Origin of the sequence: uncultured Holdemanella sp., from assembly GCF_934772795.1 — a bacterium.
Taxonomy (GTDB): domain Bacteria; phylum Bacillota_I; class Bacilli_A; order Erysipelotrichales; family Erysipelotrichaceae; genus Holdemanella.
This window is the reverse complement of record NZ_CAKVMR010000062.1, coordinates 1-12,789: the sequence shown is the minus strand read 5'-3', so window position 1 is coordinate 12,789 and position 12,789 is coordinate 1. Positions and strand designations below refer to the sequence as shown.

General features: G+C 35.3%; 12 protein-coding genes. 5 read left to right on the top strand and 7 right to left on the bottom strand.

Translation table 11 applies throughout. The features are described 5' to 3' along the window. Positions 1-334 precede the first annotated feature (334 nt). Genes Q0F04_RS09770 through Q0F04_RS09745 form a run of 6 tightly spaced genes read right to left on the bottom strand, consistent with a single transcriptional unit; the run spans position 335 to position 6,626 of the window. On the bottom strand, positions 335-1,345 hold the full coding sequence (locus Q0F04_RS09770; protein WP_295752805.1) for a LacI family DNA-binding transcriptional regulator: 1,011 nt from the start codon (positions 1,343-1,345) through the stop codon (positions 335-337). 60 nt (positions 1,346-1,405) lie between these two features. After that, complete coding sequence (locus Q0F04_RS09765; protein ID WP_295752803.1) at positions 1,406-3,280, bottom strand: alginate lyase family protein; 1,875 nt, start codon at positions 3,278-3,280, stop codon at positions 1,406-1,408. A gap of 48 nt (positions 3,281-3,328) precedes the next feature. Then, positions 3,329-4,144: a PTS system mannose/fructose/sorbose family transporter subunit IID gene (locus Q0F04_RS09760; protein WP_117926623.1), complete on the bottom strand. Its 816-nt coding sequence runs from the start codon at positions 4,142-4,144 to the stop codon at positions 3,329-3,331. Further along, the gene (locus tag Q0F04_RS09755) at positions 4,131-4,913 is read right to left on the bottom strand and encodes a PTS mannose/fructose/sorbose/N-acetylgalactosamine transporter subunit IIC (protein WP_117573103.1); all 783 of its coding nucleotides are present in this window, start codon (positions 4,911-4,913) and stop codon (positions 4,131-4,133) included. The genes Q0F04_RS09760 and Q0F04_RS09755 overlap by 14 nt, the downstream gene beginning before the upstream one ends. A gap of 12 nt (positions 4,914-4,925) precedes the next feature. Further along, positions 4,926-5,417: a PTS sugar transporter subunit IIB gene (locus Q0F04_RS09750; protein ID WP_295752801.1), complete on the bottom strand. Its 492-nt coding sequence runs from the start codon at positions 5,415-5,417 to the stop codon at positions 4,926-4,928. An 18-nt stretch (positions 5,418-5,435) separates the two neighbouring features. Then, on the bottom strand, positions 5,436-6,626 hold the full coding sequence (locus tag Q0F04_RS09745; RefSeq protein ID WP_295752799.1) for a glycoside hydrolase family 88 protein: 1,191 nt from the start codon (positions 6,624-6,626) through the stop codon (positions 5,436-5,438). A 276-nt stretch (positions 6,627-6,902) separates the two neighbouring features. On the opposite strand from Q0F04_RS09745, the gene Q0F04_RS09740 reads away from it, so the two are divergent. From Q0F04_RS09740 to Q0F04_RS09725, 4 genes are read left to right on the top strand one after another with little or no spacing between them, the layout of a single operon-like run. After that, a complete protein-coding gene (locus Q0F04_RS09740) occupies positions 6,903-7,886 on the top strand; it encodes a bifunctional 4-hydroxy-2-oxoglutarate aldolase/2-dehydro-3-deoxy-phosphogluconate aldolase (RefSeq protein WP_295752797.1) in 984 nt (327 codons plus the stop codon). A 5-nt stretch (positions 7,887-7,891) separates the two neighbouring features. Beyond that, positions 7,892-8,917: a sugar kinase gene (locus Q0F04_RS09735; RefSeq protein ID WP_295752795.1), complete on the top strand. Its 1,026-nt coding sequence runs from the start codon at positions 7,892-7,894 to the stop codon at positions 8,915-8,917. Positions 8,918-8,937: 20 nt separating this feature from the next. Continuing rightward, positions 8,938-9,741 carry a gluconate 5-dehydrogenase gene (locus Q0F04_RS09730; RefSeq protein WP_295752793.1) on the top strand — a complete coding sequence of 268 codons (804 nt, stop codon included), beginning with the start codon at positions 8,938-8,940 and terminating at the stop codon, positions 9,739-9,741. Between the two features lie 20 nt (positions 9,742-9,761). Continuing rightward, entirely contained in the window at positions 9,762-10,394 is a 633-nt protein-coding gene (locus tag Q0F04_RS09725; protein WP_295560867.1) for an RpiB/LacA/LacB family sugar-phosphate isomerase, read from the top strand. Positions 10,395-10,485: 91 nt separating this feature from the next. Here the strand turns inward: Q0F04_RS09725 and Q0F04_RS09720 are convergent, their stop codons facing one another. Beyond that, positions 10,486-11,217, bottom strand: coding sequence for a YwaF family protein (locus Q0F04_RS09720; protein ID WP_117573538.1), 732 nt, complete (start codon positions 11,215-11,217; stop codon positions 10,486-10,488). Positions 11,218-11,331: 114 nt separating this feature from the next. Between Q0F04_RS09720 and Q0F04_RS09715 the strand changes: the two genes are divergently transcribed. After that, positions 11,332-12,708 carry an MATE family efflux transporter gene (locus Q0F04_RS09715; protein ID WP_295752791.1) on the top strand — a complete coding sequence of 459 codons (1,377 nt, stop codon included), beginning with the start codon at positions 11,332-11,334 and terminating at the stop codon, positions 12,706-12,708. Positions 12,709-12,789: the final 81 nt, after the last annotated feature.

The following is a 12,789-nucleotide window of genomic DNA, read 5'->3' as shown; positions in this document are numbered from 1 at the left end:
TAATTTAGCCAAAGATCCTTTATTTATAAGGCTTATAAGCTTTACTTTACATTATTCTCAACTTTACATTATTTCCACAACGACGAATACCGGTCATTACCTTGATTAAATCAGTTCCAATAAATGGACGAATACGGCTCATATACAATTCACGTTTGATCATAAATCTTAGCCTCCTTTTGTAGTTAATATTAGTATATCACATTTATAATTGATAATTAGTGTTGAAAATACAATTTTATCAGTTATAACTGATAAAAAATGAAAATTGATAAAATATTTAAGTTACGAAATGAAAAATACCCACAAGAAATATGGGTATCAATTTAGATTTTTAATTGTGTTGTTTTGTTGATTCATTCCAGTTCACAGAACACTTTAAGATTTGATTTGGAATCTGTTCGTTGGTTCCTTTTAATGAATCAATTAAAATGGATGCAGCTTGATAGCCTTCATCATAGGCAGGCTGTACGATTGTTGTGACAGTTGGACTTGAGAAGTTAGTCCATTCTGTATTATCAAAGCCAATTAATCCAATTGTATCTGGCATTAGGTTACGGTAATCTTTTAATGCCAAATAAACACGTGGTAATAAGAAGCAATTGGCTACAAAGATGAGGGTGCGAACACCAAAACGCAATTCATTATAGAGTAGATCACGTAATGCATCGCTTGTTACATCATCAGCTACAACGTGGGTTTTGCATGTTTTTCCTTTTATTTCTAAAGCATGTAGAAAGCCAGTAGTACGCTCTAAACGTGTACTTAATACATGTGGATCTGCCGTGATCATAATGAATTCATCGTATCCATCATCGATTAGGTGTGTTCCTACATTTAATATGGATTCATAGTTGTTTGTCTTGACCCATTTTTCTTTATCCATAGATACTTGTGAATCAATGAATACAACATCTTTATTTTCTTGTTTGATTTTTGGAATTAATTCGGCAAAATGACTCGATGGCTGGATGATAAAACCATCCACTCCCATTGCCAACATGCGGTTGACATATCCTTTTTCATTTTCAAAATTATAATTACTGTTTCCAACAATCAACTGGTAACGATTATCTCTGGCAAAATCATCGATTCCTTTCACGATTTGATTCGCAAACGTGTTGGTGATATCTCCAATGATAACGCCAATTAAACGTGTTTCTTTTGCGTTTAAAGAGCGTGCTGCAATACTTGGACGATAGTTTGTCTCTTTGATGACTTGAGCAATTCTTGCTTGGGTTTCCTCTGACATTTTGTCAGTTTTACCATTTAGAAAAAAAGAAACTGTAGTTTTAGATGTCCCCGCTCTTTCGGCTATATCTCGAATGGTTATTTTTTCTTTCATAGTGGATCCTTTCAATACTTTTATTCTAACAGATATAAATTTTTCTAGCAAACGCGTTTACTATGCACGAACAATATATGTTTTTACTTTATCTTTTTTCTTATGTACGACAAATACTTTACAATGGAATGGTTCACCATCTAAGAATAATACTTTCTTTCCTTTATAGATTTCCTTATGGAATATGGCTACACTATAAGATTCATCTTCTGAAAGTATAAACTTTTTAGTGTGTACAATCGCATTATCTAGTTTTGTATCGTTGTTTTGAAGAACGAAATCATCTTTTGTTTCAATCGCTTTATCCACAAAACAAATGCATTGTTCGAAATGATTCGTGAAATCTTGTTCAAAATACAAAACATCATGTTCTAATTCTTCATTATAACGAAGGGAACATGGCTCAATATGCTTTGTGTATGGAATGTTGGATACAAGCTTTAAACCTTTTAAATCACTAGCATCTGGATCTAAATGAAAACGTGTAATCGCATGATGGCTACCATCTTCTTTTATTTCATCTACGATCATCCATACACCTGCATCTAATACAACTATTTTTCTTGTCCAAACCTGCAATGGATCATGACCTAATAGTGTTCCTTCATAGTAGTGAATACCATCTTTATGATAGACATAATTCTTTAATGGAACACCAAAATCTTCATATCCCCAACTATCCTTAGGTACACATGAGCAATGTTCATCTACAATCACACCATTATGACTTGCCATAGATTTTAAATGTATTCTTAGTGGATGATCTTCACGATATGTTAAACGTCCTGCATCAATACATACAGGATTTCCCTTATAGTAAATGGATACGTGTAAGTTATCACTATGTCCATGTCCACTGCCTAATGATCCGTTAGTAAACATGGTAAAATTGGCATCTTCTTTCCAAGAACTCCTTGATGTATACATACCACTATCTTTTCCATCAAAGTGAAGTTCGTTGGATTCAATGGCTTGACTTTCTAGATAGATCTTGGCATTTTTAGCTCCTAATGTATATAAAGATTCCATGTCAAAAGTATGAAATGCGATCGATTTCCATGTGGGTTCATTAAATAAGAAACTAGCACGTGTCATGACATCTTGAATATTACTGCGATCTGTATCCCCGAATGTTTCAATTTCTTTATGAGGGGTAGCCTGTAAGAAGATGGCTCTAGCCAAAGCATGAATTTGTGGCAATTCTTGTTCTGAATAATACATAGCTTTCATGCAGTAATTTAAGACTTCAATATGGTACATCGTGGATTGTTCCCAATGCATGCCATCCGGATAGACTTGGGCTTGAATCTGTCTTTTCCATTCATTCAATGCCCAAGTGTAGATGTCACTTTGTTCTTCAATCATAGGTAATACGCTAATCATAGCGCATGTTTGAATGCTTCCCCAGTTTGAAGTGATGTATTTTGGAATGTAATGTTCTTTTAAATATGCACACTGATCCAACATTGATTTTGAGATTGTTAGTATTTCTTCATCACTTAATAAATTGTTTGCGTATAAATAGGGTAGGGCTTCAAAGAAGTTCATTAAACGAATGCCTGTATCGAGTGTTCTTGTGCTTGGCTCTGGCTGAATGATTGGATGGGCTTCTATCCAGTTTAAAATGAGTGTTTTGGCATATTCAATATGATTTGATAAAACAAGATAGTTTAAGTAGTCCATACGATTCAGCATGAAGCACCATTCTTCATCATCATTCAATTGAATATTCCAGTCTAACGTTTCTAACTTGTAAGGAATCTGACAGCGTTCCATGTCCCACGACTTATCAAAAGTAAAAATGTTTTGAATCAGTTCTTCTGCTTTTCTTTTTACTAGAACTTGATCTTCTTCTGTTAATAATTCTTTTACGTGTAATACATCTTTTTTATCTGCCAAAAATTGTAGTTGTTTTTTAATGTAGGTTAAATTCATAAAGTCTCCTTAAAAAAGAAAAGGAAGCAAATTTGCTTCCTTTATGTATTAGGCTAAGATTCCTAAGCAGCTTAACGCAACACCGATAACAACAGTGATCAATACTAACCAATAAGTTGTAACACCTTTTTTCTTGATTAAGTAGTACATTAATGCTGTATATAATACTGGTAATAATGCAGGAGCAACTTTATCTAACATTGCCTGAATATCTACTGTAGATTGTTTAACACCTTCTTCAATAGCACCAGCAGAGAATGTGATTGCGACGTTCATTTTAACGAATGTTGCAGCTAAACCAGCGATAACAGTAACACCGATCATACTTGCAGCTTCAGAAATAACACCCATTTTTTCAGATAATTTGTCAATCATGCTTGTTCCTAGACGACGTCCATATCCACCCATAACAAGTTTGATTGCCAATAATGTAACGTTTTCGCAGATTAAGAATAATAATGGAGCAATTGCCACACCATCCATAGCCATAGAAGCAAAGATAGTTGAGAATAATGGAGCAATACAGAATTGTGATAATGAGTCACCAATACCTGCTAAAGGACCCATCAATGCCATTTTGATACCACGAATTTCATCGTATTCCATTCCGTTTTCTGCCATTGCCAAGTGAATAGAAGTGATAAATGGTAAGAAGTTAGGGTTTGTGTTATAGAATTCACAGTTATTGTCTAATTCTTCAGCCAATTTAGCTGGGTTATCACCATACAATTTTTTGAATGCAGGATACATAACTAAAGCGTATCCTAAACCTTGATAGTTACTATAGTTAAAACCATTTTGTAAGAAGTAAGCACGTAATGTAGTCTTAGTGTAATCCTTCTTTGTTAATTTAGATCCAGTCATCGTGTTCTACCTCCTCAGTTGCAGCTTGTGCGACAGCGACATTTCCAGCATCGTTATAGTGTTTTAATGCGAATACAGTTCCGACAATAGCAATACCGATTACTGGTACGCCTAAATAAGCGGCTAAGAAGTATCCTAATAATGCGAATGGAACAACTTCTTTCTTTAACATAACGCTCATGATCATAGCAAAACCGATAGCAGGTAACATACCACCAGCAACTGTTAATCCTTTTAATAACCAAGCTGGTACTAATGCTACTAATTTACTTAATGTATCCATGCTGTATGCACCTAAGAATCCTAATAAGAATCCAACAAGAGCAAATAACAAGATTGTTAAGTTAGAGTGTAAACGGAATTTTCCAAAGTCTTGTTTTTTCAATGCATTGTTTGCACTTTCTGGTGCACCTGCACGAACTGTATAAATAGCTGTTTGTAAGAATTGGATTGCGACTGCAAAAGGAATAGATAATGATAATGCACTTTCTGGTGTAACACCATCCATAGTGATTGCCATCAATGTACCAATGATACCAGGTCCGATTGGGTTAGGAGGAACAGTTCCACCAGCACCAACACCGAATCCCATAAATGCTAATTCAGCGATTGCTCCACATTGCAATGCTGTTTTTAAATCTCCACATACGACACCAACACCGAAACTTAAAACTAGAGCACGGTTAGTGAAAATACCCCATAACATTCCCGAGTAACAGAATGCTGTCCATAGACCGATGATTACGGCCTGTAACAATGTAATTTGCATATTTTTTATCTCCTATAAATAATTTTTAATATCTACTAATACACTTCCATCAGAACCACTTGGTGTAGTTTGTGTATTAAATTCAACGTTATACTTTTCAATCATTTCTTTTAATGCGGCCTTGTCTTCAGTACCTAAGAAAATAGAACGAGTTACTTTTTCTTTACCTTCACAGTTGTGAATGTTTCCAATGTTGATTGCTTTGATTGGAACGCCACCTTCAACTAGGCGTAGAGCATCTTTACAATCTTTAACAATTAAGAAGATTGTTTGAGCTGGATTTGCCTTGTGAATGATGTCGATAACTTTTTGAACTGAGTAAAAACGCATTGCGACATCCTTAGGAATAACAGTTTTCATTAATGTTTGTGCCATTGCATCTTGGCTTGCTTGATCGTTCGCAACGATGACTGTGTTAACGCCTAAAGATTTTACCCATAATTGACCTTGACCGTGAACTAAACGTTCATCGATACGTGTCATAACGATATTTGGTGTTGCCATTTTATCTCCTCCTTATTTTTACCAGTATGGATCCCATTGTTTGATTTGACGCATTAATGCTTCCATGTAGAAGTAGTCGCCCCAGATGTTTCCTTCATCTACGCCTTTACCACTGTGCCATGAATATACGCCATGATACAAGATTGGATCGCCTGGTTTGTGATCATTGTTTGTGTAGTTTTGAATCAATGAGCGAGTGATGTTGTCACAAGCTTTTTGATAAACCTTTTTACTTGGATCATCCTCTTTGATCCATTGATCCATTTCAAGCATTCCACATACTGCGATGGCAGCTGCACTTGAATCTCTTGATTGTTCTGGATCATTTGTGAAAATTAAATCCCAGTAACAAATATTGTCTTCTGGTAAGCGATTTAAAAAATAGTTTGTCATTCCTTTATATAGATCAACATATTCAGTGTTTTTAGTGTAGCGAACATTTAATGGGATTCCATAAATACCCCATGCTTGTCCACGTGCCCAAGAACTATCATCAGAATATCCTTGACGTGTAGCACCATGACTAGGCCCTCCAGTAACTGGATCCATATAGAATGTGTGATATGCACTCGCATCATCACGAATTACGTATTTACAACTTGTTGTGAAGTGTTTTGTTGCGGCATCCGCATAGTGATTATCACCAGTAACTTCACTTGCCCAATATAATAATGGGATATTTAACATGCAGTCGATAATGAATCGATAGTGTTCAGGACTATCTTTAGGTCCCCATGCCTGCAAGAACTGTCCTTTTTCTTGCCAACGCTCCATCAATTTATCAGCCGCCAACAATGCAGCTTTTTTCGCATGTTCATTTTTTGTAAGCTTATAGCCACTTACGCAAGATAGCGAATATAAGAATCCAAGATCGTGGTGATCTAATTCAATTCGATTTTCAACACGGTACAAGAAGCTTTCGATATTTCGATCAGCTAACTCTTTATATTTCTCATCATTCGTATATTCATATGCCAACCACAACATTCCTGTCCAGAATCCATCTGTCCATTCGATATTGTCGATGATTGGATACTTCAAACCTTTAGTACATGAATATGGGAATCGATCTTTGAAATATTCCATATTTAAATCAACTTGTTTTAAACATTCTTCAAACGCATTTGTTAGTTCTTCTTTTGTAAGGGCGGGTGTTGCTAAAAACTCTTGTTCTTTAGTAATTGGTTCGATATTTACTGTACGTACCATACTCTCCATAACCTCCTCAAAAAGTAAACTGGTTTACTAGACAACACCATTATTACACCTCAAAAATGGATTGTCAACACATTTTGTTTAAAATTTAACAAACTTTTGGAACGCTTTCCTATAATATATACAAAAAAATCAAAAACGAATAATTCTCATTTTTTAAGTTGACAAAACCGGTTTACTAAGATAGACTACAGGTGAACTGGTTTACTAAAGAAAAAAGTAAACGCGTACTAGACACACGCAAAAGTATAGAAAATGGAAGGTGGAACTATGGAATCGTATATGAATCGTATTTCCAACACAGGAATTGTACCTGTTGTTAAGATTCTAGAAAAAGAAGATGCATACCCATTAGCAAAGGCATTGCTTAATGGTGGAATTGATGTTATCGAAGTTACATATCGTAGCGAACATGCGACAAGTGCAATTCAAACTATTTCTAAAGAATTACCCGATATGTTAGTCGGCGCTGGAACTGTATTATCTGTAGATCAGGCAAAAGAAGCTGTAGAAGCTGGAGCTAAATTTATTATTACACCTGGGTTTAATACAAAAGTGGTTCAATGGTGTTTGGATCATGACATTGAAGTATATCCTGGTGTATCAACAGCTAGTGAAATTGAAATGGCTCTTTCAATGGGATTAACACAATTGAAGTTTTTCCCTGCTGAATCAAGTGGAGGCGCTAAAAAATTAAAAGATCTTAGTGCTCCGTATGCGAATGTTCACTTTATGCCAACAGGAGGCATTAACACAAAGAACATGCACGATTATCTTGCACTACCAAATGTAGAGGCAATCGGTGGAAGTTTTATGTTGCCAAACGATTTAGTTGTCGCAAAAGACTGGGATGGAATTGAAGCCTTATCAAGAGCAGCCATCAAGAGTTTGTTGGATTTTCAGTTAATTCATGTTGGAATCAACACAAACAGTCCTGAAGAATCGAAACAAGTGACAGATACATTATGTTCTTTGTTCCACTTTACACAATACACAAAGCCAAAATCAAATTTTGCCGGTGTAGGATTTGAGGTTTTACATAAAAAAGGCCGTGGAGAAAATGGTCACATTGGAATCTATACTCCATATCCTGAAAAAGCGATGTATCACCTTTCTAAACAGGGTGTGAAATTTGTCGAAGAAAGTATTACACGTAATAAAAAGACAAATCGAATCAACTTTGTTTATTTAGATTTAGAAATAGCTGGATTTGGTATCCATTTGATTAATCCAGATTTAAAGATGGAGATTTAATAAATATGAAACAAAAAGTAGTCACTTTTGGAGAGATCATGTTGCGTTTAGCACCAGAAGGATATTATCGCTTTGTACAAGCAGATACATTTGGTGCAACTTACGGTGGTGGAGAAGCCAATGTTGCTGTTTCTTTAGCTAATTATGGTTTTGATGCCAAATACGTAACTCGTCTTCCAAGTCATGAGATCGGTCAATGTGCCGTTAACTCATTACGTAAATATGGCGTAGATACATCTTATATTGCTCGTGGTGGAGACCGTATTGGTATCTACTATCTAGAAAAAGGTGCTAGCCAACGTCCTAGTAAAGTTATTTATGATCGTGCAGGATCTAGTATCTATACAGCTACAAGTGCGGATTTTAACTGGGATGAAATCTTTAAAGATTGTGCATGGTTCCATATTACAGGTATTACACCAGCTTTATGTGACAATGTTGCAGAATTAACAATTGAAGCTTGTAAGAAAGCCAAGGAACATGGCGTTAAGATTTCATGTGACTTGAACTATCGTAACAAGTTATGGTCAAAAGAAAAAGCTGGTGAAGTCATGGCTAAGATCTGTGAATATGTCGATGTATGTATTGCGAACGAAGAAGATGCAGCCGATGTATTTGGAATCAAAGCTAGCGATACAGATGTAACAAGTGGTGAAGTCAATCGTGAAGGATATAAGGAAGTAGCTAGTGAATTGACACGTCACTTTGGATTTGAAAAAGTAGCTATCACATTAAGAGAGTCTATCAATGCCAACATCAACAACTGGTCAGCTATGTTGTTTGATGGAAAAGATTACTATTTCTCAAAGAAATATAAGATGCAGATTGTGGACAGAGTCGGTGGTGGAGACAGCTTTGGAGCTGGATTGATTGCGGCATGCCTAGAAGGCTATGATGCTCAGTCAACAATCGAATTTGCGGTAGCTGCAAGTTGTTTAAAACACTCAATTGAAGGTGATTTCAACATGGTAAGCATGGATGAAGTGTTGAAATTAGCTGGTGGAGACGGTTCAGGCCGCGTTCAAAGATAAATAGAAAGAAGAGTAAGAATATGTTTGAAATGAAAGATTTCTCATTAGAGGGAAAAGTTGCCTTAATTACTGGGGCAAGTTATGGTATTGGCTTTGCGATTGCGACAGCTTACGCAAAAGCAGGAGCTACAATTGTATTTAATGATATTAAACAAGAATTAGTAGATAAAGGTTTAGCTGCTTATAAAGAAGCAGGAATCGAAGCTCATGGATATGTATGTGATGTTACAGATGAAGATGCAGTCAATGCTTTTGTCGCAAAAGTAGAAGAAGAAGTAGGAACAATTGATATTTTGGTTAACAACGCAGGAATTATTAAACGTATTCCTATGTTGGAAATGAGCGCAAAAGATTTCCGTCAAGTTATTGACATTGATTTAAATGGACCATTTATCGTAAGTAAAGCTGTTATTCCTGGAATGATCAAAAAGGGTCATGGAAAGATTATCAACATTTGTTCAATGATGTCTGAACTTGGTCGTGAAACAGTAAGTGCTTATGCAGCGGCTAAAGGTGGATTAAAAATGTTAACTCGTAACATTTGTAGTGAATATGGTGAACACAATATCCAATGTAATGGTATTGGTCCAGGATATATCGCAACACCTCAAACAGCTCCATTACGTGAAAAACAACTAGATGGTTCAAGACATCCATTTGATCAATTTATCGTAAGTAAAACTCCAGCTGCTCGTTGGGGAGAACCACAAGATTTAATGGGTCCAGCTGTATTCTTGGCAAGTGATGCAAGTAACTTTGTCAATGGACATGTATTGTATGTAGATGGTGGTATCTTAGCTTATATTGGAAAACAACCAGAATAGAAAGAGGAAGGGTCAAGTATATGAAAATCGCATTAATTAACGAAAACTCACAAGCTGCAAAAAATGCACAAATCTATGAAGTATTAAATGAAGAAGCTCAAAAAGCAGGACACACTGTATTCAACTATGGTATGTATTCTGCAGAAGATGATGTTCAATTAACGTATGTAAAAAATGGTTTATTAGCATCTATCTTATTAACTACTAAAGCTGTTGACTTTGTCGTAACAGGATGTGGAACGGGACAAGGAGCAATGCTTGCTTGTAACTCATTTCCTAACGTATTGTGTGGACACATTACAGATGCTGTTGATGCTTACTTATTTGGACAAGTAAACGATGGGAACTGTATCGCTATGCCTTTTGCGCAAGGATTTGGATGGGGTGCAGAAATCAACCTTCACTACACTTTTGAAAAATTATTCTCAGAAACATTTGGTGGTGGTTACCCTAAAGAACGTCGTGAACCAGAACAACGTAATAAAAAGATCTTAGATCAAGTTAAAACAGTAACTCATCGTCCATTGATTGAAATCTTAAAAGAAATCGATCAAGAATTCTTGAAAGAAACGATTTCAGGTGAACACTTCGCAGAATATTTCTATCCAAACTGTCAAGATGATGAAATCGCAAACTATTTAAAATCACTATAATAAATAAAAAGTAAATTCTCTCCTTTAAGCGAATGAGTTTGACGGGAACTCATTCAGTGTCATTGATTCATAATAATAAAAAGGCTGTGGACTAAGCGATATTGAAGTCGCTTTCTGTCTTACAGCTTTTTCTTTCTTTTACTATGAATGGTAAATGGAACAAACTGAGTCCAATCACTCCAAGCATGATCACTCTAAATAAATAGATATAGTATCCATGATCTAGGTTAAGGAATGGAAGTCCTTCTAATGGTGGTCTTACAATAAACATAAAGTTTGTGTCATAGACTGCCAAAATAGAATTCATATACAAGTTAAAAATTAATAACGCAAATAATACAACTAAATTGTCTTTAAATGCCTGCATGCCTAAGTTTGCGTGTTTGAAACGAATCAAATATAAAGAAAACCATGTTAATGCTGCATGATACATGAAACATTGATATACATTGGCTACATTAAATTCAACGCCATAAGTTGGAATCAAGATAGCTGCGATTCCTCCACAAGTACCAACAACCGCAAAGAAGTTGATCATTTTTTGCTTCAATGGTCCATCTTTTCCAAAAGTGATGTATGCCGCAATAAACAATAATATACTGCAGATATGGAATGGAAGGGATTGCGGATTTAAGTGCATTCCTCCATGTGTACTTGGAATCATATCTGACATCATTTTTGTGGTTTCGCTCAATAAACATATAAACATAAAGAAGTAACAAGCATTTTGTAGCGTGAAATCTTCTTTTTTCGCATAGTGATTCATAATTAGGATAAATAGAATACAAATTCCTATCCATATAAAGTGTTTTGTAGTAAACATATGCCCTCTCCTTGTAGTCAACAGATTATATCATTCAAAACATAAGTAAACAATGATAAAATTCTTAAACTTATCTTAAATTAAGTGGTATACTAAGGCGTCAGGGAGGCTTTTATGAAGAGAATTGATTTTGAAAATGATACAGTGACAAGAAATATAGTAAATGCTGCTTTTCCATTGTTGGTGGCCCAAATAATGAGTCTTCTTTACAATGTTGTGGATCGTATCTATATTGCTCGAATTCCTAGTATTGGTACATACGCATTAGGAGCTATCGGATTATGTTTTCCTTTGATTGTGATTATCAACGCATTCGCAAATCTGTTTGGCAGTGGTGGTGCACCATTGTTTTCAATCGGTCGAGGAGAAAAGAATAGTACAAAGGCAAATTTAGTGATGAATACATCTTTTACAATGTTGATAGTATGTTCGATTGTTTTAATGATTGTTCTTTATCCCTTCTTAAAGCCTATATTAACTTTATTTGGAACATCCACATCGGCCATGAAATATGCTTATCCATATATGATGATATATCTAATAGGAACATTACCTTCTATGCTTACTTTGGGGATGAATCCATTTATCAATGCGCAAGGCTATTCAACGGCAGGTATGTGTTCAGTATTGATTGGTGCCATTATGAATTTAGTGTTAGATCCCATATTTATTTTCTTATTTGGATTTGGTATTCAAGGTGCTGCCATCGCAACTGTACTTTCTCAATGTATATCTGCAGGCTTTGTATATTGGTTTTTAAAGAATCGTTCGGAATTAAAAGTAAGATTACTTAAAAAAGAGGAATTCATTGATTGTAAAAGCTATGCGCAAAATATTATAAGTTTAGGAAGCAGCAGCTTTATCATGCAGCTGACAAACAGTTTGGTTTCCATTTGTTGTAACAACGTGCTATCCATAACAGGTGGAGATATTTATATTTCGGTAATGACTATCATTTCAAGTGTAAGGCAATTAGTTGAAACACCGATTCATGCGATCAATGATGGTTCTAGCCCAGTTTTAAGCTACAACTATGGAGCTAGAAAAGCAAGTCGTATTCGTAAGGCAATTAAAATCATATCAATACTTGTCTTTGGCTATACAGCCATAGTTTGGAGTTTCATTATTTTAATTCCACATATATTGATTCAAGTCTTTAGTTCAGATCCTATATTAATAAGGAATACCGTGCCAGCTTTAAAACAATATTTTGCAGCCTTCATATTCATGGATTTGCAGTATATTGGTCAAAATGTATTTAAGTCATTAAATAAAAAGAAACAAGCCATCTTCTTTTCGGTATTAAGAAAAGTTATTATTGTCGTTCCTCTTACATATATTATGCCACTTTATCTTCATATGGGTACAGATGGTGTTTTCTTGGCAGAACCTGTATCGAATGTGATTGGTGGAAGTCTTTGTTTTGTAACAATGTTAGTAACGATCATGCCAGAATTAAAGAAAATGGAAAATAAAAATGTGATAAAATGATATCCGCGAGGTGCGCCAGTTCGGTGCCAAATATATAACTGGTGGGAATCCAGTCTGGTAAAACCTAGCAAGTTGCCAGTA

Bases quoted from the DNA above. Each gene is read 5' to 3' on its own strand.
- Q0F04_RS09770 (WP_295752805.1), bottom strand. From the start codon at position 1,345: ATGAAAGAAAAAATAACCATTCGAGATATAGCCGAAAGAGCGGGGACA.
- Q0F04_RS09745 (WP_295752799.1), bottom strand. From the start codon at position 6,626: ATGGTACGTACAGTAAATATCGAACCAATTACTAAAGAACAAGAGTTT.
- Q0F04_RS09730 (WP_295752793.1), top strand. From the start codon at position 8,938: ATGTTTGAAATGAAAGATTTCTCATTAGAGGGAAAAGTTGCCTTAATT.
- Q0F04_RS09765 (WP_295752803.1), bottom strand. From the start codon at position 3,280: ATGAATTTAACCTACATTAAAAAACAACTACAATTTTTGGCAGATAAA.
- Q0F04_RS09720 (WP_117573538.1), bottom strand. From the start codon at position 11,217: ATGTTTACTACAAAACACTTTATATGGATAGGAATTTGTATTCTATTT.
- Q0F04_RS09750 (WP_295752801.1), bottom strand. From the start codon at position 5,417: ATGGCAACACCAAATATCGTTATGACACGTATCGATGAACGTTTAGTT.
- Q0F04_RS09755 (WP_117573103.1), bottom strand. From the start codon at position 4,913: ATGCAAATTACATTGTTACAGGCCGTAATCATCGGTCTATGGACAGCA.
- Q0F04_RS09735 (WP_295752795.1), top strand. From the start codon at position 7,892: ATGAAACAAAAAGTAGTCACTTTTGGAGAGATCATGTTGCGTTTAGCA.
- Q0F04_RS09740 (WP_295752797.1), top strand. From the start codon at position 6,903: ATGGAATCGTATATGAATCGTATTTCCAACACAGGAATTGTACCTGTT.
- Q0F04_RS09725 (WP_295560867.1), top strand. From the start codon at position 9,762: ATGAAAATCGCATTAATTAACGAAAACTCACAAGCTGCAAAAAATGCA.
- Q0F04_RS09715 (WP_295752791.1), top strand. From the start codon at position 11,332: ATGAAGAGAATTGATTTTGAAAATGATACAGTGACAAGAAATATAGTA.
- Q0F04_RS09760 (WP_117926623.1), bottom strand. From the start codon at position 4,144: ATGACTGGATCTAAATTAACAAAGAAGGATTACACTAAGACTACATTA.